19 protein-coding genes and 1 pseudogene are annotated in these 19,872 nt (G+C 72.3%); 5 read left to right on the top strand and 15 right to left on the bottom strand.

Translation table 11 applies throughout. From position 1 onward, the window contains the following. Positions 1-352 precede the first annotated feature (352 nt). Complete coding sequence (locus tag GSY65_RS09800; RefSeq protein WP_159766957.1) at positions 353-709, top strand: 5-carboxymethyl-2-hydroxymuconate Delta-isomerase; 357 nt, start codon at positions 353-355, stop codon at positions 707-709. Positions 710-794: 85 nt separating this feature from the next. On the opposite strand, the gene GSY65_RS09795 is transcribed toward GSY65_RS09800, so the two are convergent. The 3 genes from GSY65_RS09795 to GSY65_RS09785 all read right to left on the bottom strand — a co-directional run bounded on the left by GSY65_RS09795 (position 795) and on the right by GSY65_RS09785 (position 4,086). Then, positions 795-1,487, bottom strand: coding sequence for a TetR/AcrR family transcriptional regulator (locus GSY65_RS09795; RefSeq protein WP_159766956.1), 693 nt, complete (start codon positions 1,485-1,487; stop codon positions 795-797). Positions 1,488-1,642: 155 nt separating this feature from the next. Beyond that, a complete protein-coding gene (locus GSY65_RS09790; protein WP_159766955.1) occupies positions 1,643-3,583 on the bottom strand; it encodes a hypothetical protein in 1,941 nt (646 codons plus the stop codon). Positions 3,584-3,585: 2 nt separating this feature from the next. Then, positions 3,586-4,086 carry an alpha-N-acetylglucosaminidase N-terminal domain-containing protein gene (locus tag GSY65_RS09785; RefSeq protein ID WP_159766954.1) on the bottom strand — a complete coding sequence of 167 codons (501 nt, stop codon included), beginning with the start codon at positions 4,084-4,086 and terminating at the stop codon, positions 3,586-3,588. 119 nt (positions 4,087-4,205) lie between these two features. Between GSY65_RS09785 and GSY65_RS09780 the strand changes: the two genes are divergently transcribed. Then, entirely contained in the window at positions 4,206-4,679 is a 474-nt protein-coding gene (locus GSY65_RS09780) for a hypothetical protein (protein WP_201452496.1), read from the top strand. Between the two features lie 125 nt (positions 4,680-4,804). On the opposite strand, the gene GSY65_RS09775 is transcribed toward GSY65_RS09780, so the two are convergent. From GSY65_RS09775 to GSY65_RS09745, 7 genes are all read right to left on the bottom strand, one after another. Continuing rightward, entirely contained in the window at positions 4,805-6,379 is a 1,575-nt protein-coding gene (locus GSY65_RS09775; RefSeq protein ID WP_159766953.1) for a DUF1996 domain-containing protein, read from the bottom strand. 269 nt (positions 6,380-6,648) lie between these two features. After that, complete coding sequence (locus GSY65_RS09770; protein ID WP_236579723.1) at positions 6,649-7,671, bottom strand: NAD-dependent epimerase/dehydratase family protein; 1,023 nt, start codon at positions 7,669-7,671, stop codon at positions 6,649-6,651. Between the two features lie 145 nt (positions 7,672-7,816). Next, positions 7,817-8,428: a winged helix-turn-helix domain-containing protein gene (locus GSY65_RS09765; RefSeq protein ID WP_159766952.1), complete on the bottom strand. Its 612-nt coding sequence runs from the start codon at positions 8,426-8,428 to the stop codon at positions 7,817-7,819. A 332-nt stretch (positions 8,429-8,760) separates the two neighbouring features. Further along, positions 8,761-9,705 (bottom strand): DUF6891 domain-containing protein, encoded by a 945-nt coding sequence (locus GSY65_RS09760; protein ID WP_159766951.1) that lies wholly within the window; start codon positions 9,703-9,705, stop codon positions 8,761-8,763. Between the two features lie 93 nt (positions 9,706-9,798). Beyond that, entirely contained in the window at positions 9,799-10,830 is a 1,032-nt protein-coding gene (gene glnII, locus GSY65_RS09755; protein WP_159766950.1) for a glutamine synthetase, read from the bottom strand. A gap of 552 nt (positions 10,831-11,382) precedes the next feature. Continuing rightward, positions 11,383-12,069: a hypothetical protein gene (locus GSY65_RS09750; RefSeq protein WP_159766949.1), complete on the bottom strand. Its 687-nt coding sequence runs from the start codon at positions 12,067-12,069 to the stop codon at positions 11,383-11,385. Positions 12,070-12,288: 219 nt separating this feature from the next. After that, on the bottom strand, positions 12,289-12,648 hold the full coding sequence (locus GSY65_RS09745; RefSeq protein WP_159766948.1) for an arsenate reductase family protein: 360 nt from the start codon (positions 12,646-12,648) through the stop codon (positions 12,289-12,291). A 206-nt stretch (positions 12,649-12,854) separates the two neighbouring features. Here GSY65_RS09745 and GSY65_RS09740 point away from each other — a divergent pair, with 206 nt between their 5' ends. Together GSY65_RS09740 and GSY65_RS09735 are read left to right on the top strand one after the other, a co-directional pair. Then, the gene (locus GSY65_RS09740) at positions 12,855-13,169 is read left to right on the top strand and encodes a hypothetical protein (protein ID WP_159766947.1); all 315 of its coding nucleotides are present in this window, start codon (positions 12,855-12,857) and stop codon (positions 13,167-13,169) included. Between the two features lie 254 nt (positions 13,170-13,423). Then, positions 13,424-14,071, top strand: coding sequence for a DUF4360 domain-containing protein (locus GSY65_RS09735; protein WP_159766946.1), 648 nt, complete (start codon positions 13,424-13,426; stop codon positions 14,069-14,071). A gap of 224 nt (positions 14,072-14,295) precedes the next feature. Here GSY65_RS09735 and GSY65_RS09730 read toward each other — a convergent pair whose 3' ends face one another. Beyond that, positions 14,296-15,513 (bottom strand): winged helix DNA-binding domain-containing protein, encoded by a 1,218-nt coding sequence (locus tag GSY65_RS09730; RefSeq protein WP_159766945.1) that lies wholly within the window; start codon positions 15,511-15,513, stop codon positions 14,296-14,298. 230 nt (positions 15,514-15,743) lie between these two features. On the opposite strand from GSY65_RS09730, the pseudogene GSY65_RS33685 reads away from it, so the two are divergent. After that, positions 15,744-16,016, top strand: a pseudogene (locus GSY65_RS33685) (hypothetical protein); the annotation flags it as partial. Between the two features lie 32 nt (positions 16,017-16,048). Here GSY65_RS33685 and pspAB read toward each other — a convergent pair. The 4 genes from pspAB to GSY65_RS09705 all read right to left on the bottom strand — a co-directional run bounded on the left by pspAB (position 16,049) and on the right by GSY65_RS09705 (position 19,604). Further along, positions 16,049-16,681: a PspA-associated protein PspAB gene (pspAB, locus tag GSY65_RS09720; RefSeq protein ID WP_159766944.1), complete on the bottom strand. Its 633-nt coding sequence runs from the start codon at positions 16,679-16,681 to the stop codon at positions 16,049-16,051. Positions 16,682-16,687: 6 nt separating this feature from the next. Next, positions 16,688-17,611 (bottom strand): zinc metalloprotease HtpX, encoded by a 924-nt coding sequence (gene htpX, locus GSY65_RS09715; protein ID WP_159766943.1) that lies wholly within the window; start codon positions 17,609-17,611, stop codon positions 16,688-16,690. 115 nt (positions 17,612-17,726) lie between these two features. After that, positions 17,727-17,984, bottom strand: a complete 258-nt coding sequence (locus GSY65_RS09710) for an SCO2583/SCO2584 N-terminal domain-containing protein (RefSeq protein WP_159766942.1) — start codon at positions 17,982-17,984, stop codon at positions 17,727-17,729. Positions 17,985-18,473: 489 nt separating this feature from the next. Next, positions 18,474-19,604: an FAD-dependent oxidoreductase gene (locus tag GSY65_RS09705; protein WP_159766941.1), complete on the bottom strand. Its 1,131-nt coding sequence runs from the start codon at positions 19,602-19,604 to the stop codon at positions 18,474-18,476. Between the last annotated feature and the right edge of the window lie 268 nt (positions 19,605-19,872).

The raw sequence follows: 19,872 nt of genomic DNA, 5'->3' as shown, positions 1-19,872 counted from the left end.
GGGGACGAGCAGCCGTATGAGTCTCACGGCCGACGAAGGACGCACCACCGTTCCGGCGGTGGACGACACGGCCGCCGGCCGTTGCGCCATGGGGGCGGTGCCGCGCGGAGCCGGACCCAGCGCCGTCCCCGTCGCCGACGCCGGCGAGGCCCTCGCCGATCTCGGCGGACCTCCCGCTCGGCACGGTCGCCCAGAGCCACACCCTGCTGCACTGCTTCCGAGCGGCACTGCTTCGGAGCTGCACTGCTTCGGACGGGACCGCGATGACGACATCGCGTTGCCGGCGCTCCGCCTCCGGCTAGGGTGAGCTGATCTTCCCAGCCGTGGGAACACCTTGCCGAGGAGCGCATCGATGCCGCAGATCACCGTGGACTACTCCGCCGTACTCTCCGACGGTTTCGACCGGGCCGCGTTCGCGAAGGCCCTGCACGAGGAGGTCGTACGGACCGCCGCGGCCAAGCCGGAGGCCTGCAAGACGCAGTTCCGGCGGACCGAGGACACGACGGTCGGACCCGACACCGAGGGGCACGGCGTCGTGCACGTCACGCTGGGCCTGCTCGCCGGCCGGACCGACGAGACGAAGGCGACGCTGACGGAGAACGTGCTGGACCTGCTCCGCGCGCACGTGAAGGTGGCCGAGGGCCTGGCCTTCCACGCGTCGGCCGAGGTACGCGACCTCGACCCCTCCTACCGCAAGTACGAGGTCTAGGGCGGATTTCGAAAGTACCGTCTGCCCTGCGGGCAGACGCCGCTCCTTTCGGAACACTCCCCAGCCGACGGGCCCGCGCGCCCTCCTACGGCTGCGCCAGGGTCACCAGGCGCCCCATCAGATCACCGAAGGGGCCGTCCTCCGGCTCGTTCGCGATCACCTGGCGCAATATCGCCGCCATGTCGTCGTCCGACGCCGCGCTCACCGCCATGAGCGCGGCGAAGTCGTGCACGAGCTGGATCTCCAGCTCGTGCCGGGGGATCTCACGGCCGTCCAGCCAGATCAGGGCGGTGGACTCGGCCAGGGATATCCACGAACGGATGAGCAGTTCGAGGCGCGCGGGCGGGTCCTTGATGTCGAGATGCGACAGGATCTGCACGTAGGCGGCCTGGCGAACGCCGTCGATCAGGGCGTTCGTCCGGGAGGAGCCGAAGGACGGGCCGCCGCGCATCAGGGCGGAGAAACCGGGTCCGTGCTCGTCGACGAAGTCGAAGAAGCGGCGCATCACCCGCAGCAGGCGACGTCCGAGCGGGCCCTCGCGGGGCTCCACGAAACGGTTCGCGAGATCCTCCGAGGCCCGCTTCAACGCGGCCTCGTACAGGCTGAGTTTGCCGGGGAAGTAGTGGTAGACGAGCGGCCGCGAGATACCGGCCGCCGTCGCTATCTCGTCGATGGAGACCTCTTCGGGCGAGCGCCGGCTGAAGAGGTCGAGAGCGACGCCGATCAACTGCTGCCGCCGCTCCTCCACACCCATCCTGCGGCGCCCACCGGTTCTCATACGAACACCTTACCGATTCATTCCGGCCTTCGAGCGGCCGGATCCGAGGGATCCCGGGGACCCAGGGTGTTCGGGGGTTCGGGGGGCGGAGGGTTCGGGGGATTCGGAGGGGACGACCGACGCGCGCGCTGATCACCCGTCCCGTGCGGGCCCGTTCACGGGGCGGCCGACGGAAGACCGCTGATCGTCCGCCCGTTGGCCAGCGTGCCCCGCAGCTCCGCCCGGAAGCCGTCCTCGGCCGGTACGGCGAGCACGTTTCCCGGCGCCGAGCCGGTCACCCCGCCGCCGACCTGGACGGAGACGGTGTCCTTCGCGCCGGCGGCGAGGAGGTACGACTCACCCGCCGCGGACTTCCACGGGGCGGCGGCGAGGACATGGGGGTCGGCGGGGCCGCACGCGGGGACCTCGTCGACGGCCGCTGTGACGAAGGCGCCGCCAGGGGTGTCGAACTGGGCCAGCACCCGGGTGCCCGCACCCCGCCAGGTCTCGGCGCGGGTGCAGACCCAGTCGGCGGTGCCGCTGCCGTCGGGCAACGGCTGCCGGGCGAACTGCCAGGCGTTCACGGCCCGCACGCCCTGCGACCGTGCGGCGGCCAGGGAACAGGCGAAGGGCGCCCACGCCTGCGGCGCCCGCGCGGCCTCCCGGGCCGGGGCCGACGAGGGGCGTCCCACGGTGAGGTGCGCGGGGACCACCTCGGACAGGTCGGTCAGCAGCCGGGTCCGCCCCGACGCCTCGGTCAGCTGCAGCACGTCCCAGGACCGGCACCTGCCGGTCCGCAGTGCCGGGCTGGCGAACGGCCCCGTCACCCCGTCCTTCGACAGCGCGAGCGGTGCCACCGCCCGCGAGGGCCGCGCCAGGTCCCGTACGGCGGCCTTCCGCACCCAGGGCGCCGTCAGATAGCGGACGTTGCCGTCGGCCCGGCCCAGGAGCAGCGCGGCGGCCCCGCCCCCGGTCGCCCCGTCGACACGGGAGAGGTCGAGGGCGGCGACGCCGGGGTTGTCGAGCGGCTCGGCGTAGCGGGCGACGCGCAGGCCGTCGTACAGGAGCACCACCCGCAGGGTGTCGACCTCGCCCGCGTACAGCAGCTGCGGCGGACCGGGCGGCGGGCCCGCCTGGGTGCCGGGGGTCACCGAGGTCTGCACGGACTCGCCGGGGCGGGCCCAGACGGCGAGCGCGCGCCGCAGCAGCGCCTTGTCGCCGGTGAGGTCACCGCGCGCCGGCCAGGTGGAGAAGTCCGTGCGGCCCGTCGCCTCCCAGGCGGTGGCCGCCACCTTCGTCAACCGGCCCGGATCGAGGGCGGCCTGCGCGGCGGGGTTCAGCGCGTACGGGGGAGCCGCCGCGCCGTCCGGGCCCCACGCGTCTCCCGGCAGACCCAGCAGCGCCCCGCACACCACCACCGCGCCGGTCGCGGCCAGCGCGGCCCGCACATGGTGACGGCGCCGCACGAGATCGGTCGGCCGGGCGTGCAGCGAGCAGGGGTCGAACTCGGGAGAGGCCAGCAGGTCGTACCGCTCGGCCGGTACGGAGGCGGCCTCCGCCAGCGCGGCCGCCGGGTCCTCGACGTCCGCCTGCTCCAGCAGGGCCCGGACCGCCGGGTCGGGCAGCCGCTCCAGCCCTCGCAGCACGTACGCGGCACGGGCCGCGGCCGACAGGGCCGACAGCTCCTGGTCCAGCGCGAGTTCATCGGCGCCGCCCGGCCGGGGGAACAGCCGCAGCCCCCACACCCGGGGCAGCAGCGGTGGCAGCTGGGACCGCCTGGGCCAGGAGAATCCGCGCAGCGGCGGCAGCCCCGCCTCCAGCGCGAGGCGGACGACCTGGAGGCGGACGTAGGCGTACCCCGGATCACGGTCCCGCCCCGTCGCCTGCGCCGGGATCAGCGAGGTCGAGCGGCGGCCCCTCGGCAGGGCCCGCTGGGTCAGCGAGTGCGCCGTCAGCACCCGCCGGTTGCGGCCCAGGTCCGATGGCAGCGTGAGAAAGGCGAGCCGTACCAGGCGCGGGTAGTGCTCGACGAGGGCGGCCTCCGCCTGGTCGACATCCACCACCGACTCTCGGTCGCGGGAACCTGCGGGGCGCGGGGCGACATCCTGTGACTGCACGTTCAGCAGAACGAGCGAATGGTGAGATGGTCACCTTGCCGCTCCACCGGGGTGGGGCCGGAGCGCCCGGTAGCTGCGGCTGGGGACGGGGGCGGGGGCGTACCGGGGAGTTCTCGGTCGGCCTCTTTCGGGGGCCGGGCGGGTGCGGGCCGGTGCCGTGGGCCGGCGTTCCGGGCGAGGTGGGCCCCGCACACGTACGTGAGGTACCCGTGCACGCCCACGAGCAGGGCGGCCGGTGTGGTGGCCCGTACCCGGACGCGTCCGGTGGCGCCGGTGACCCGGAACCGGTCGACGGTGCCGTCGCGGTCGAGGAGACTGAGCCGGAACTGCCCGGCATGACCGGGCAGCGGCCGATTGAGCGCCGAGCGCGCGGGAGCCGTATCGAAGACGGGGCCCCCGCCGGGGCTCTCCGCGGCGTGGGCCGGGGCCGACCCTTCCAGGAAGGCTCCGAGGCCGATGGCACCGGCCGAGCCCGGCACCGTGCGTCGCGACGGACTGCTCATGTCCGCGTGCCCCCTGCGTCGACAGTGGCGGCACGCTGACGGGGCGACCGTCCGTGAACAACGGTGCGCACGGAGCCGGCGCGTTCACGTCGCCGGAACGGACCCGGAGGTACGTACGAATGAGTGTGACGAGGAAGAGGCTGAGGCCGGCGGGGGGTGCGATCGGCGCGGTCGTGGCCCTGCTGGCGCTGACCGGCTGCGGCTCGGGCGACGACGAGGCCGCGGCGGTTCCCAGGACCGCCACCGGGACCTTGGAGCACATCGCGGGCGAGGTGGGCTGCAAGCCGGACATGCAGACCGACGCCGACACCATCCGCCAGGCCCTGTGCACCAACAAGGACGGCGAGTTCGACGGCAAGTTCGTCCTCGCGACCTTCGCCACCGACCGGGGCCAGGCGGAGTGGCTCGCCGGTGCCAAGGACTACGGCGGCTACTACCTCGTCGGCCGCAAGTGGGTCGCCGTCGGCGAGAAGAAGACGGTCGCGGGGCTCCAGGGCACCCTCGGCGGCGATGTGCAGGAAGGCTCGGAGCACATGAACCCCGGCGGCAGCCACAACGACAGCGGCACCCACGGCGGCGGCCACAGCGGATAGCCCGGGTACCGCTCCCGCCGGGCCCGGCCACGCGGGCCCGGCACACACACGGAAAGCCGGAAGCCGGCGGTGGGAACTCCCACCGCCGGCTCCGGTCGTTCAGGACCGCTTCGGTACTGCTACCGCTACTTGCAGTTCTGGCCGTTGTTGATGCAGTTGACCATCTTGTTCATCGTGTTCTGGTTGAAGAAGTTGATGAAGTCGTTGTGGTCGGTGATCGGCTTGTGCAGGTTCTCCGGGAAGGAGTCGACCGCGTACGCGTTCTTCACCTGTCCGTTCTGGATCTGCGGGGCCGGGACGTTGTAGACCAGGCGGACCTGGAGCTGGGGGATGGCCTTGAAGCCGTTGGCGCAGCTGCCGTCACCCTTGACGAAGCTCACGTGGGTGCGGTGGTTGGCGCTGTCGATGTTCTTGCCGTCCCAGCAGCTCTGGAAGAAGGACGTGCGCACCACGGAGCTGCCCTGCGGGCAGATCGGGTACTTGTCCGTCACCACACGGTTCTCGAAGCCCGTGCAGCTCCAGTTGGTGTTGGCGTTGCCCAGGCCGTTCACGAAGGCCTTCGCGTCACCGGTGATGATGCGCAGGGCCTGCGGCATCGCGACGACGGGGCCGCGCTTGTTGCCGACGAACTTCAGCTGGACCTGGTTCGGCTCGACGATCTTGCCGACGTTCTTGTCCTGGCCACCACCGGGCTTGCCCTGGTCGATGTCCTGCGTACCGTCCTGGATACGGATGACCGGCCAGAAGTACGACGACTTGTCGCCCTGGTTCTGGCAGGACGTCGCCGCGTTGGCCAGCTGCTGGTCGCTCGCGAAGGCGTTGTTGCTCTGGTTGCCGACGTAGTCGTGCTGGTGCTGGGCACCGTTGCTGACGCCGGGGGCCACGATCACGTTGTCCGAGTTGCGGAGCTCGTTCTTGTTGGTTCCGCAGTTCGTGGTGAAGGAGCCACGCGAGCCGCCGTTGCCGTTCGCGGCGAGACCGTTGCCGTTCACGCCCTTCGGGCCACCGTTGGGCTGGACCTGGTTGATGTTGATGAAGTCCCCGGCCACCGGGCCGTTGCCGCCCTGGCCCTGGTTCTGGCCGTTGTTGCCCTGCTGGCCGCCCTGCTGGCCGCCCTGGTTCTGGCCACCCTGGTTCTGGCCGCCCTGCTGACCGCCCTGGTTCTGACCGCCCTGGTTCTGACCGCCCTGCTGACCGCCCTGGTTCTGGCCGCCACCGGCGTTGGTCTGGGCCTGGTCGGTCTTGCTCTGGCAGGCAGCGAGCTGCGCCATGCCCTGCGGGACCTGACCGCCCACGCGCCGGATGTTGATGCCGATCCGGTCGATGGTGGCCGACCGCTTGGACTTCAGCGGGCCGAGGATGGCGTTGTTGACGAAGTTGGCGTCCCGGGACTGGGCCTGACGGGTCTCCGCCAGACGCTTGTAGGCCTCGGTGATCTGCCGGTCCAGCAGCGCCAGCTCCTTGGCGACTCCCGCGCGCGCCTGGCGGGGAACGCTGGTCAGCTTCTGGCCGACATCCGGGCAGGCGATGGTCGCCACCTGGGCAGCGGCCAGCGTGGCGTTCGGCTTGGACTTCGACTCGCCTGCTGAGGCGTAGAAGTTCGCCCAGACCAGACCGCCGCCCGCTACCGCGAGCGCCGCGGATGCGGCAATGGCCCGGACGGCCAGCGGCGAACGTCGTTTCCGTGTGTTGCGTCCCATGGAACTCCTCTGACTTCCTTGCGGGGCATCGAGGCGCCCGACAGGAGTGAAGCGGCTCCCTCACATACGCGGCGAGTCCCAGGAGTGTTCAGCGGACTCACAAATTGATGAGAGATTCGTGTGGAGAACGGGTTTCAACACCCGCCGCGCGACTGCCAGTTGCCACACGCTCACGGCGTGTGGGGCACGGGGGACGCCTGCGCGCAGGCACGGCGGGTGCGGGAGGGCGGAACCGGCGGCCGGCTCCCCGGCCGCCCTCCGCACACCCCCTACCCGCCCAGCACCTCGGCCTCCACCTTCGGGTCGAGACCCACCGCGGGCCGGTCGGGCCGCTGCGGCGCGACCCCGCCGAGGCTCAGCAGCCACTCCCAGGTGTCCCGCACGGTCTCCTCGACACCCCGGCACCGCAGCCCCTCCCGGACGGCACGGGAGACGTCCCTCCCGTGCAGCGCCCCGTGGAGGTCGCTGCCCTCCGGCGCCCACACGGGAAGCTGCGTCCACGGCTCGATCCCCGCCCCGAGCACCGTCTCCGCCGGGGTCCACCGCAGCTCCGCGGGCCCGCCCGTCACCCGCACACACGCGTCGAGGAGTTCCCCCATCGTCGTCGTCCCCGGCGGCCCGACCACGTCGTACGCCCCGCACGCCCCGCGTTCCACGGCGTCGAGGACCCAGCCCGCGAGATCACGGACGTCGATGTACTGGAGGGGGAGGTCACGCGGGCCGGGCGCCAGCACCGGTCCGCCGCGGGCGATCCGGCCCAGCCACCACGGCAGGCGCCCGATGTTCTCGTACGGCCCGAGGATCAGCCCGGCGCGGACCAGCAGCGACCGGTCCGCGCCGAACGCCTCGACGGCGGCCAGCTCGCCGCCCCGCTTGTCGCGGGCGTAGTCCGTCGGCCCGGCGTCCGCCGCCGCGCCCCGCACCAGGGGCGCGCTCTCGTCGGAACCGGGGGCCGGTGGCCACGCGTACACCGAGCAACTCGACACGTACACGTACCGTCCGGTCGTACCGGCCAGCAGGCGGGCCGTGTCCCGGACCGCTCGCGGCGCCGCCGACCAGGTGTCGACGACGGCGTCCCATCCGCCCTCGCCGGAGGCGGCGACGGCGGCCGAGGCGTCGACGAGCGCCGCGAGCCCGTCCGCAGCGGTGCGGTCGCCCAGCAACGACCGCACCCCGGCGGGGGGCTCGTGCCGTCCCCGGTGGAAGACGGTCACCTCCCAGCCGCGGGCCAGCGCCGACTCCACGACGGCGCGACCCACGAACTCCGTACCACCCAGCATCAGAAGTCTCATACCGCCGACTCTGCCCGCCGGGCGCCCGCCACGGAACGGCGCTCTGCTCTCAGAAGATCCGCCTGCCTGCCTGTCCGTCTGCGAGCCCGCCCGCCCGTCTGCCGCCCGTCGCCGGTTTCCGTCGACGGGCCTGGGCGAGTCGCCGTCAACGGGACTGCTGGGGCGCGTACTTGTAGCCGACGCGGCGTACCGTCTGGATCGCCTGGCGGTACTCGGCCCCCAGTTTCCGGCGCAGCCGGGCGATGTGGACGTCGACGGTCCGTCCGTCGCCCACGTGCCCGTAGCCCCATACCGTGGTGACCAACTGGTCGCGGGTGTGGACCCGGTGGGGATGCGCGACGAGGTGCGCGAGCAGCTCGAACTCCAGATAGGTCAGGTCGAGCGGCCGCCCGTTCACGTGGGCGGTGCGCTGCGCGGTGTCGACGCGGACCCCTTCGTGCCCGTCCCCCTCCCCGTCGGCCGGCCCCGCCTCGGCGAGGGCGAACGGCTGCACGGGCGGCTGCCGGTCGGCCGGCACGAGGACCAGGTAGCCGACCATCGGCGGCCGGCCCGGAAGCGTGGGCAGGGCGTGCTGCGGCGCGGGCAGCCAAGTGGTCCCCGGCGGCAGGAGGTCCACGACGTCGGCCACCTCGTCCCGGCCCACGGCACGCAGCCGGTGACGGGGCGAATCGGTGACGGGCGGAGCGCCCGCCGCGGCGGGACCCGGGGCGGCGGTCAGGGCGGTGGCGGCGGTCGAGAGAGAACGGGTGTTCGCCATGAGAGGTCAGCTCTTTCGCGCGAGAGGTTCGTCCGGGAGACCTCGGCGACCGAGTTCGTGGTCGGCCGCATCGAGGGACGTACGTCGTCTCGCGCCGACCGAAGGCCGGGGTGTACGGCTTTAGAGGGCCGGCGCGTTCATCGCGCGGCAACACACCCGGTCGAAGTCGTGGTGCTGACGGGACGGCCAGAAGGGCTCCAGGTCATGGCGACCCGTCGCGCGGCTGTTCCTGAGGCTGGCCATGGCCCCATTGAAGCAGACACCTCCGCGCGAGAGGACCCCGCTCTCACTCCTCGGACGCCCCCCGAGAACCGCCCTGAGGGGCCACCACCTCATCCCACCAGGCGTTTACTCCAGTCCAGGGGCGTGACGGTGATGCCCTGGGAGGGATCGCCGTCCCACTGGACGGACAACCCCTGTGCCGTGAGGGCCGCCACGACCTCGTGCCCGACGGACGTCGTCGTGGCGGCCGACCCGTCGAACCCGCCGTACAGCAGCGTCAATCCGTGTCCGGCGGCCGCGCTCTCGGTGCACTGCCAGTGGAAGAACACGAAGCCCCGGTCGCCGTCGGCGCTCTCGCCGCCCATCTCACCGATGCCGCAGGTGCGGCAGCAGGTGAAGTTCTCCCGGGCGGTGATCCCCGCGGCCCCAAGCGCCGTGAAGGCGCGGGTGATCCGCTCGGGGTCGGTGGTGCCCTCCCAGGTCTCCTGCTCCGCGATCCGCTCCGTCCACAACCGGTCCACGAGCAGGCGGGCCTGCGCGGGGGAGACGGGCCGGTCGTCGCCGTCGACCAGGTACTCCTCGGCGGTCTCGGTGAGCCGCGCCCGGTCGTCGTACCCGCACGCCAGCAGCTCCCGCACCCGCTCCTCGGTCTGTTCCCGCACCGGGTCCGGGAGTTCCGGCACGTCCTCGGGCGGGTCGTGGTCGAGCGGGGTCCAGTCGATGCCGCCGTCCCAGCCGTCCGCCCGCCGCGCCCAGCCGGTCATCGCCTCGGCGACCCGCTCCCGGTCGGCGAGGACCGTCCCGAAGAAACGGTCGCGGCCCTCCCGGTGCTCCAGCTGGTACTCCCCACTGCCGTGCTCGTGCCACACCTGGACGAAGACGTCCGGCACGTCCGGGATCCGCTGCACGACCAGGAACCGGTCGTCCGCGCCGCCGATCCGGTCCACCAGCTCCCGCAGCCCCGGGGCCGTGATCCGGGCGTGTTCCCGCCCGCTCTCCGTCTTCACCTTGATGGCCAGGCCGTCCGCGGCCGTGCCGCCCCCGTCGATCGTCATGCGGTCACCCTCGCACGCCCCACTGACAACGCCGGAGGGCGCCCACCGCGAACGGTGGACGCCCTCCACGACGTGACTCCGGGGCGCGGACGGTCAGACCTGGCCGGCCTTCTCCAGCGCCGAGCAGCAGGTGTCGACGAGGAGCCGCGTCACGACGTACGGGTCGACGTTGGCGTTGGGGCGGCGGTCCTCGATGTAGCCCTTGCCGTCCTTCTCGACCTGCCACGGGATACGGACCGAGGCGCCGCGGTTGGAGACACCGTAGGAGTACTCGTTCCACGGGGCGGTCTCGTGCAGGCCGGTCAGACGGTCGTCGATGCCGGCGCCGTAGTTCTTGACGTGGTCGAGCGGCTTCGAGCCCTCACCGAGCGACTCGCACGCGGTGATGATCGCGTCGTAGCCCTCGCGCATCGCCTTGGTGGAGAAGTTGGTGTGCGCGCCGGCGCCGTTCCAGTCGCCCTTGACCGGCTTGGGGTCGAGGGTCGCGGAGATGCCGAAGTCCTCGGCGGTGCGGTAGAGCAGCCACCGGGCCACCCACAGCTGGTCCGAGACCTCAAGCGGGGCCAGCGGGCCGACCTGGAACTCCCACTGGCCGGGCATGACCTCGGCGTTGATCCCGGACAGCCCCAGACCCGCCGCCAGGCAGTTCTCCAGGTGTGCCTCGACGACCTCACGGCCGAAGATCTCGTCGGCGCCGACACCGCAGTAGTAGCCGCCCTGGGGGGCCGGGAAGCCGCCCTTGGGGAAGCCGAGCGGGTAGCCGTCCTGGAAGAAGGTGTACTCCTGCTCGATGCCGAAGATGGGCTCCTGCGCGGCGAACTTCTCGGCGACCTCACGCAGCGCGGCACGGGTGTTGGACTCGTGCGGGGTGAAGTCGATGTTCAGGACCTCGCACAGGACGAGGACGTCGTCGCCGCCGCGGATCGGGTCGGGGCAGGTGAAGACCGGCTTGAGCACACGGTCCGAGGAGTGCCCCTCGGCCTGGTTCGTGGAGGACCCGTCGAAGCCCCAGATCGGCAGCGCGTCCAGACCGGCGGGCTCACCCGCGATGATCTTGGTCTTGGAGCGGAGCTTGGCCGTCGGCTCGGTGCCGTCGATCCAGATGTACTCAGCCTTGAAGGTCACGGGACACATCCTTCGGGGGTGGGTCACTAGGCGCATGTGCGGGTGCTGCGGCGCTGCGGCACTGAAACGCCGCGCTGATGCCGGGCAGCCTGCCAACACGCGATTTCCCGATCATTGCTCGCACGTGAACCCCGTGTTACCGGGCGTCGCTGTGGTGCGGCTCACGCCCCCGGAGCACCGACGTCGTTCCCGGGACTGTTCGCACCCGCTACGCGGCGACCGCGCGCCGAGCCGTATGCGAAAGAGGTGAGCGGAATGTTACGGGGCAGGGGCCCCGTTGGTCGCGGTCGGTGCCCCTGCCGGAAGCCGCCGGAAGCCGCCGAAGGGCTGGCGGGGGAGTCGTCGGGGAGTCGTCGGGAAGCGGCTGTGAACAGTGGCCGGGAAGTCGCGGGCGCCGGTGAGGTGCGTCCCGTTCCTGTTCGCGAATCAGGCAGGCGGCCGGCCACCCCCTCCGTAAGGTGGCCGACCCCCGGCCCGACCCGGTCCGGCGGGACCCGCTGCGGGCCGGCCCTACCGCTCCTGGCGGGAACGGCGGGGCCGGCGACCGTCGTCCTAGCCGACCTTCTCGATCAGCGCCCGGCGGATCAGGAACTTGCCGGGCTCCCGGACCTGTTCGAACGCGGAGTTGTTCAGCAGGACGCAACTGCCGGACACGGAGGTGACCTCCACGGTCGTGGACCTGCCGTTGTCCAGGTTGGTCACCTTCAGCGTCGTCCCGGCCGGGAACTGGTTGCTGGACGCGGCGGGGGCACCGCCCTCACCGGACAGGGTGACGGTGGACCCGTTGCAGACCTGCCGGCCGCCTCCGGTGGCGCCGTTGCCGCCGGCGTTCCCCGCGCCGCCCGCGTTCCCGGCGGCCTCGTCGCCCTGGGGGTCCTGAGCCGACCCCCCGGTCGCCGCGCCGCCGGGCTGCGCCGGCTGGGCCGCCTGGGAGTCCTGAGCCGACTCCCCGACGACACAACCGGACGCTTCCTGCTGCACCTCGATCTGCTTGATGACGGCCTCGCGGTTGGCGATGCGGGCCTCGGACTGCGCGTCCGGGGCCGCCCGCTGGCCGTCGATGAACTTCTGGTTGTTGCCGAGTGCGGTGGCGAGACCCTGGCAGACGCTGGAATCCGCCGCCGTCTGCGCCGCGTTCGAGGTGGCCGCCATGGTGAAGGCCCCGCCACCCGCCACCGCCGCCGCGCCGACGAACAGCGCGATCTTCTTCTTCGTACCGAGAGTTCTCCTGCGCGACATTCGCGCCTCCTGAGAGGTAGGGGAGCGTACGCCGCTATGTACGAGATACCGAACGAGGTTGCTCAATGGTGACGACGGCCTCCGAAGTAACCCGCGTCACACGCGAGTCGGCCCTGAGTGTGGCGGACCGCGGACCGCGGACCGCGGACCGCGGACCGCGGACTGCGGACTGCGGACCGGGGACCGAGGACCGAGGGCCGTCGGGGAGCGGTGGCGGGTCTACCGCGACAGCACGTCCCGTACGGCCTCCTCCGTGCGGGCCACCACCGCCGTACCGTCGTCCGCGGTGATGATGGGCCGCTGGATCAGCTTCGGGTGCTCGGCGAGGGCCGTGATCCACCGGTCGCGGGTGGCGGCGTCCCGTGCCCACTCCCTGAGGCCGAGTTCCTTCGCGGCGGCTTCCTGGGTGCGGGTGATGTCCCACGGTTCGAGCCCGAGCCGGTCGAGCACCTCGCGGATCTCGTCCTCGCTCGGGACGTCCTCCAGATAACGGCGGACGGTGTAGGCGGCGCCCTCCGCGTCGAGCAGGCCGACGGCGCTGCGGCACTTGGAACAAGCCGGGTTGATCCAGATCTCCATGGGCCCACCGTAGCCAACCGGTCCCGGCCCGCCGGAAGGCGTCCTGAGGCCCACGGAAACCCGTGTTCCACGCCTGTCACAGAGCCCTTCAAGTGCCGTCTGGCCAGGGGTGATTGTCAGTGGTGGGGAGTAAAATAGAAGCAGTGTTCGAGGGTTGCCGACGGGGGGACTTCCGGCGGCGCCCAGACCGCGACAGGAGGATGTCCGTGCCCGCTGCCGCACTGAAGTCGAAGCCGCTGCCCACCCAGTCAACCGCCAAGCATCCCGTCCTGCTCGACCTGCCGTACGAGCCCGTCGTGAAGCACACGCTGCCGCCGGGCCGTCCGCGGGAGTGGTACATCACGCACAACCGGCGTCTGAAGGCGATGCGTCTCGCCATCGCCCTGCTCGACTCCGGTGTCTACCTGCCGAACCAGGCGCGCAACGAGACGATCCGCACCACCGCCGAGGTGATCGGCGTGCATCCGCCGTCGGACACCACGTGCCACATGGTCCGCGCGCTGATGCGGTACTGCCGTTGAGGCCGTGGCGCCGCTGAGCCGGCCTTCCGGTGCCGTCCGCCCCTCGGGGTGGGCGGCACCGGTGCGTTGAGGCGTGGCGCGCGGGAAACGGGGTGATCTCCGGCTGTCAGGGTTGGCCGGAGATCGCCCTAGCCGTGCCCGCCGGGGGTCCATACGATGCGGTCGCCCCGCAGCCTTCACAGCTCTTTCACAGGTGTGCGGGAACGTCGTGCGTGTCTATTGACATGCGCATGTCTATGACAGGAGAACCCCCCATGGTTCGTGGTCTCCTCCTGGGCGGTGCCGTGGCCGCCCTGTTCGCCGGAGCGCTTCCCGCGCACGCGACGGACCCCTTCGACGACCCGCCGCCGGACAAGATCATCATCAAGGTCGCCACGGTGAACGGCTCCGGCTGTCCCGCGGGCACGACGGCGGTCGCCGTCTCCCCGGACAACACCGCGTTCACCGTGACCTACAGCGACTACCTCGCCCAGGTCGGCGGTGGCGCGCCCTCCACCGCGTTCCGCAAGAACTGCCAGCTCAACCTGCGCGTGCACGTGCCGGGCGGCTTCACCTACGCCATCGCGAGCGTCGACTACCGAGGCTTCGCCTCACTGCAGCGCGGGGCCAGCGGCACACAGAAGGCCTCGTACTACTTCCAGGGCTCCCCGGACACGGCCGCCCGGAGCCACGCCTTCAACGGCCCTCTCGAGGACAACTGGCAGGCCACGGACGAGACCGACTGGGCCCAGCTGGTGTGGGCACCGTGTGGTGTCGAACGCAACTTCAACATCAACACGGAACTGCGCGTCAACCGGGGTTCGTCGCCGGCGAGCAGCACGAGCTTCATGACGATGGACTCGACGGACGGGGACATCAGCACGATCTACCACCTGGCGTGGAAGGAGTGCCCGGCGAAGTGATCCGGGGTGCCGGGTGCCCGTGGCCGGGTGCCCGGCACGCCGTAGGCGTTCGGGCCGGTTCGCGGGGGTGCGGTCGCTTTCAGGGGCGGGGGGAACTGCGCGAGAACCCCCGAACCTTCCATGCCTGCCACGACCTTCCGTGCCTGCCACGACCATCCGCACCCGCTACAACCATCCGTGCCAGCCTGAACCATCCGCACTCGCCGCCACTGTCCCCGCCCACCTCAACCACCCGAACTCCCGGAAAACCAGGCGCCCGGCCCGCCCAACTCCTTCTCCAGCGGGGTCCGGAAGCGCGGCGTCACCCGTGTCTCGCCCACCCACGCCCGCAGCCGCTCGGCCTCCTCGGCGATCGCCTGGTGAGCCTCCGTGCCGATCCCGTCCGTGGTGAGCAGGCGCCACACGATCTCGCCGTCCGGCCGCTGGGCCCAACCGCCGACCACGCGGCCGTTCCACCACACCGTCGGCCCCACGTTGCCGCTGCGGTCGAAGAGGGCGGGGAGCAGTTCCGGCGCCAGATACCAGTCGCGTTCCCGCCAGCCCATCGCGGTCGGGTCGAGGGCCGGGAGCAGGGCGGCCCACGGCTCGGCCGGCGCGGCGACCTGGTCCTCGTCCCCGGCGACCACGTACCCCGTGCCCTCGTCCAGCGTCACGGCCCGCGCCCCGATCGCCGTGAGCGCCCGGCGGACCTCGGTGACCCGCCAGCCCGTCCACCACTTCAGGTCGGCCTCGGTCGCCGGACCGCACGCCGCCAGCCACCGCCCGAGGAGCGACGCCTGGGCCTCCGCCACGTCCAGCTCGGGATGGGCGGGGGCCACGGCCCAGCGGAACTGGCTCGACGTCCACGAACCGAGCGGCCGGCCACGCACCACCCTGCCCTCCACGCCGAGGACCCGCAGCAGCCGCGTCGAGACGGTGTGCACGCCCTCGTAGGGCTTGCCCGCCGCGTACACGAACCGTTCCCTCAACCGGGGCTCGTCCTCGGCCAGTTCCGCCGCCGTCGCCTGCCCGCGCCGGGCCAGCGCCGTGAGCGCCGACTCCTCGACCTCCTTCAGCCAGGCCGCGTCCGGCGCCCCGGCCACCGCCATGTCCTTCAGCAGCGAGGCCCGTTCCCTCGCGGCGACCGTGATGCCGGTCGAGCCGTGCACCACGGCGGTGAGACCGGCCGGGAACACGAACACGGTGTGCCGCATGCCGTGCATCCGCACCAACGTCCGGTCCGTGTACAGCGCCCGCTCGGTCTCGGCCACGGTCCGCCCCGGCTCGGCGAGCCGGGCGCCCACCGCGAGGTACACCGTCGCCGGGTCCGAGCCGTGCAGGGCCACCAGCGAGTCGGCGACCTCCTCCGGGCCCGCCGCCCGCGCGGATCCGGACAACCGCTGCCCCGCCCCGAGCCGTGCCCGCCGCTCGGCCGCCCCGACATACCGCCGTGCTTCCCCCATGCCGCCGCCTCCACCCGAACACCCGTCGTCAAGTCCCCCCCATCCTCCCGGACACCACTGACAATCACCCCCGCGAAGGCGCCCGGACCGCCCCACGGACCCCGGTATTCGGATGCGGGCGCATCGGCCCGCCAGCATCCTGGACGGGCACAGCCGAGCGTCCGGCACCGGATCGTGCGGGACGGGTGTCGCTGCCACCACCCACGCACACCCACCCAAGGAGGCCCGCCATGGGCACCTTGATCCTTTCGGCGACCGCGGTCCCGGTCGTCCTCGGTTTCTCGAACGAACTGCTCTGGCTCGCCGCGGTCGGGCTGCTCCACCTGTACATCCGCCACGGCCGCACCCGCGGTGGCTCGGCCGAGTCGTCGCCGTCGTCGGGCGGCGCCGCGCAGCCCGCCTCCTACCGGGCCTACCGTGAGCGCCGGGACCAGCAGGCGAAGTGGGAGCGCCGCTACCGCCGTGAGCGGCCCCTCGAGGGCCGTCGGCAGGAGCGGCAGCGGAGCGTGGACAGCAGGCCCGTGCCCCGGGGCGGTCACAGCCCCGGGGCACCCCACAGGGGGAACCACCGGCCGAGATCCGGTTCGATCCGCAGGTCCTCCGCGAGGACCGCCCTGACCCGCAGCTCCAGCGCGTTGTCGCGGCGGCCCGCCCCGCCCGGCAGCGGCGCGAACGGATAGAAAGTGCCCCGCTTGTAGAGGTAGACGAGCCCCAGCCGCCGCTCCCCGTCCTCGCCGCCCCGGAACCCGACCACCGAACACAGCAGCTGCGGACCGAACCCGCCGCCCTCCAGCGCGCTGTTGACCGTGTGCAGATCACCCACCAGGTCAGGCAGCTCCGACGGTCTCCGCCGGGAGACGAGCCACGAGTACCCGTACTCGTCCCGCACGGCCTCGACACCGGCCGCACCCCGCCCGGCGCCCGCGCCCGTATCGACGTCGCCCGTATCGGCGTCGCCCGTATCGGCGTCGAGCAGCGCCCGCAGCTCCCGCCGTACCTCGTCGAAGGCGGTGCCCTCGACGGACGCGAAGCAGACCGCGCCGGTCCCGGTCGGCGCGAGGGCGGTCGCGGCCTGCAGCGTCACCGCGGCGGACGGCAGGGCGAACAGCCGGTCCAGGTCCGGCGGCACCGGCTTCGTACGGCCGAGGAGCACGTCCAGCAGCCCCATGGCGGATCAGCCCGCCTTCCCCGGTCCGGACGCGGGGGCCTCGCCCAGCTCCACGGAGATCCTGCCCAGCTGGTCGAGCCGCTCCTCCAGGGGCGGGTGGGTGGCGAAGAAGCGCGCCAGGTCCGGCCGGCTGCCCAGGGCGGGGGTGAAGTAGAAGGCGTTGAACGCCTGCGAGGTCCTGAGGTCCCGTGTCGGGATCCGGGCGATGTCCCCGGTGACCTTGGTCAGCGCGGAGGCGAGCGCCGAGGGCCGCCCGGTGAGCAGCGCGCCCGCCCGGTCGGCGGCCAGCTCCCGGTACCGGGACAGGACCCGGATCAGCAGGAAGCTCAGCACGTACACGGCGGCCGAGACCCCCATCACCACGCTGAGGACGACGGCGGTGTTCTGGTCCCGGCGTCCGCCGAACATGTTGGAGTAGAACGCGAACCGTACGACCAGACCCGCCAGCACCCCCAGGAACGAGGCGATCGTCATCACGGCGACATCGCGGTGCGCCACATGCGACAGCTCGTGCGCCAGCACCCCCTCCAGTTCGTCCGTCTCCAGCCTTCTGAGCAGCCCCGTCGTCACGCACACCACTGCGTGATCGGTGTTCCGTCCGGTCGCGAACGCGTTTGGCATATCCATGTCCGCCACCGCGACCCGCGGCTTCGGCATGTCCGCGACCGCGCACAGCCGGTCCACCGCCCCGTGCAGCCGCGGATACTCCTCGGCCTCCACGATCCGCCCGCGCATGGCGAACAGGGCCACCCGGTCCGAGTACCAGTACTGCGCCCCCAGGAGGAGGGCCGCGACCACCACGACCAGCACCCACGACTTCAGCAGCGCGATCAGCGCGGCCACGAACAGCACGTACAGCAGACCGAGCAGGAACAACGTGATCGTCATCCGCGCGGTCAGCCGCGGATCACTCCGGAACCGGTTCGACATCCGTACCACCCCGCACTCAGGCAGGCACCCGTCCCGCCTTCCATTGTGCGCCCGGGAGGCGGCCACGGCCCCGGGAGGCGGCCACGGCCCCGAGGGCCGGCGCCGGGGGGCGGGCTCAGTACGAGGATCGGTAGTTGAGGTATCCGATCACCGCGATGAGCCCCGCCACGCAGCCGAACACCAGGAGCGTCGACACCCACGACGAGCGGCGCGGTGCGCGCGGCCCGGGATCGGCGCGGAAGGGCTGCGGCGCGGGCGGGTTCTCCTTCCAGCGCGCGGCCAGCATCCGGGCCCGCGCGGAGGGCTCCTTGTGCTCGGCGTCGTCCGCCCACCGGAGGTCGAACTCCCGCTCGCTGTCGTCCTGTTCGGGCATCCCCGTGTCTCCCCGTTGTTCATCGAACAGTCGTTCAGAAAACCATACGACGGTGCCCCCACCCAGGAAAGCCGGGACGGTGCGCCGCTCGAACGGTGCGCGCCCGGCCGCCGATCACCCGTCGCCAGTCCGTCGACAGCGCGTCGGCAGTCCGTCGTGCCGTGTCCCCGGCCGCCCGCCTGCGCGGCCAGAAGCCGGACTGGACCCCTGCCCCGAAGGTCCGGCGCTCCGAGGTCCTCGCGGGCCTGGTCTTCGCACGGGCGCTGATGGTGTTCTTCCCGAAGGTCACCACCGTGTTCCCGGCGCCGCCGGTCTCCATCGTGATCCTGACCGTGATCACCGTCGGCGCGGCCATCGCGGTGCCGACCGTCGGTGACAAGGGCGCCGATCGCTTCTTCCGGGGTCGGATGGCATCGTCGTCGGGCCACCGCGTGGCCGCCCCGCGGAACGCGCCGGGACGTCCCGCCGGCCCGGCCGTCGGGCGGCTTCTCAGCGGTAGTTCAGCTCCGCGAGCTCGGTGGCGAGCTTCCGCGGCAGGCCCGTCCTGCCCAGCAGGGGGAGCGCCAGGTTCCGAGCTCCTCTGGCCACGACGTTGCGGGTGGTGGCGATGCGCGTCATGCGGTCGGTGAAGGCCACCACTCGCTCCGCCACGGGGCGGCGACGCGCCTCGTACCCGTCCAGGTCCCCCTCGGCGAACGCCTGCCCCAGCGCGCGACCGTCCTGGATGCCGGTGTTCATTCCCTGTCCCCCCGCGGGACTGTGGACGTGGGCGGCGTCCCCGGCGAGGAGGAGCCGCCCCTCGCGGTACCGCTCGGCGATCCGGTGGTGCACCCGGAACCGCGAGGACCAGACCAGCTGCGTGATCCTCGCCTGGCCGGGTGCCCGCTCGTCCATCAGGTCCTGTAGGTAGGGCAGTCCGGGTGCCGAGGGGGCGTCGTCCACGGTGGCGACGATCCGGTAGCGGTCACCGGGCAGCGGCGCGACCACGGTGAGCCCGGCCGTGCCGAAGGTCAGCGAGACCTCACCCGATCCCGGCACCCAGTCCATCGCCACATCGGCGAGGACGAACGACTCCTCGTACGGGGCGCCCCGGAACCCGATTCCGGCCGCCTCGCGCACGACACTGTGCATCCCGTCGGCGCCCACCGCGTAGTCGGCGAGCAGCCGCGCGCCGCAGGCCGTCGTCAGCGTCACGCCGTCGTCCTCCTGGGAGACCGCCACCACCTCGTACGGGCGGTGCACATCACCGCCCAGGGCACGCAGGCGCGCGAGCAGCACGCTCTCGGTCTCGTACTGGGGAACCATCAGCGTGTACGGGTGGGGGGTGGGCAGCCCGTCGAACGGGACCGTCATGAGGGTGCGGGAGCTCTCGCGTACGGCGAACCGGTTGAGCCTCAGACCACGCGCGATCAGTTCCCGCGAGGCCCCCAACTCGTCCAGGATCTCGAGCGTCCGGGCGTGCACCACGGCCGCCCGTGAGGTGTTGGCGCCCTCCGACAGGCGGTCCAGCAGGACGTGGTCGACGCCGGCGGAGGCGAGTGTCACGGCGAGCGTCAGACCGGTGGGGCCTGCGCCGACGATCGCGACCTTGGTGTGAGCGGGCAGTGCGGGCCTGTTCATCGCGTCTCCCTGTGCCGTCCCGAAAGCCAACACCTGTTGGCCAACGCTTGTTGTCATGATGCCGCTGCCGGACCGGCAAGTCAACGCGTGTTGGCCGTGAGGGCAGGTATCCGGACACGAGGGCGACGCGGCCACCGCCGCGCGTACCGCCCGGCGGTCACGCGACGCCTCCGCCGCTCCGGGCGCGCGCTCCCGCCGTGCGGCCCGCCCGCCGCGCAGTCGCGCAGGGGTGGTTCAAGGGGCCGTTCCCTCATGCCGCGGCCCCGGG

Source organism: Streptomyces sp. HM190, assembly GCF_009857135.1.
Classification (GTDB): domain Bacteria; phylum Actinomycetota; class Actinomycetes; order Streptomycetales; family Streptomycetaceae; genus Streptomyces; species Streptomyces heilongjiangensis.
This window is presented reverse-complemented; position numbering and strand designations above follow the sequence as displayed.

What these genes read in the sequence shown, in the direction of transcription:
- GSY65_RS09800 (WP_159766957.1), top strand. Translation starts at nt 353, where the DNA reads ATGCCGCAGATCACCGTGGACTACTCCGCCGTACTCTCCGACGGTTTC.
- GSY65_RS09795 (WP_159766956.1), bottom strand. Translation starts at nt 1,487, where the DNA reads ATGAGAACCGGTGGGCGCCGCAGGATGGGTGTGGAGGAGCGGCGGCAG.
- GSY65_RS09785 (WP_159766954.1), bottom strand. Translation starts at nt 4,086, where the DNA reads ATGAGCAGTCCGTCGCGACGCACGGTGCCGGGCTCGGCCGGTGCCATC.
- GSY65_RS09780 (WP_201452496.1), top strand. Translation starts at nt 4,206, where the DNA reads ATGAGTGTGACGAGGAAGAGGCTGAGGCCGGCGGGGGGTGCGATCGGC.
- GSY65_RS09775 (WP_159766953.1), bottom strand. Translation starts at nt 6,379, where the DNA reads ATGGGACGCAACACACGGAAACGACGTTCGCCGCTGGCCGTCCGGGCC.
- GSY65_RS09770 (WP_236579723.1), bottom strand. Translation starts at nt 7,671, where the DNA reads ATGAGACTTCTGATGCTGGGTGGTACGGAGTTCGTGGGTCGCGCCGTC.
- GSY65_RS09765 (WP_159766952.1), bottom strand. Translation starts at nt 8,428, where the DNA reads ATGGCGAACACCCGTTCTCTCTCGACCGCCGCCACCGCCCTGACCGCC.
- GSY65_RS09760 (WP_159766951.1), bottom strand. Translation starts at nt 9,705, where the DNA reads ATGACGATCGACGGGGGCGGCACGGCCGCGGACGGCCTGGCCATCAAG.
- GSY65_RS09750 (WP_159766949.1), bottom strand. Translation starts at nt 12,069, where the DNA reads ATGTCGCGCAGGAGAACTCTCGGTACGAAGAAGAAGATCGCGCTGTTC.
- GSY65_RS09745 (WP_159766948.1), bottom strand. Translation starts at nt 12,648, where the DNA reads ATGGAGATCTGGATCAACCCGGCTTGTTCCAAGTGCCGCAGCGCCGTC.
- GSY65_RS09735 (WP_159766946.1), top strand. Translation starts at nt 13,424, where the DNA reads ATGGTTCGTGGTCTCCTCCTGGGCGGTGCCGTGGCCGCCCTGTTCGCC.
- GSY65_RS09730 (WP_159766945.1), bottom strand. Translation starts at nt 15,513, where the DNA reads ATGGGGGAAGCACGGCGGTATGTCGGGGCGGCCGAGCGGCGGGCACGG.
- pspAB (WP_159766944.1), bottom strand. Translation starts at nt 16,681, where the DNA reads ATGGGGCTGCTGGACGTGCTCCTCGGCCGTACGAAGCCGGTGCCGCCG.
- htpX (WP_159766943.1), bottom strand. Translation starts at nt 17,611, where the DNA reads ATGTCGAACCGGTTCCGGAGTGATCCGCGGCTGACCGCGCGGATGACG.
- GSY65_RS09710 (WP_159766942.1), bottom strand. Translation starts at nt 17,984, where the DNA reads ATGCCCGAACAGGACGACAGCGAGCGGGAGTTCGACCTCCGGTGGGCG.
- GSY65_RS09705 (WP_159766941.1), bottom strand. Translation starts at nt 19,604, where the DNA reads ATGAACAGGCCCGCACTGCCCGCTCACACCAAGGTCGCGATCGTCGGC.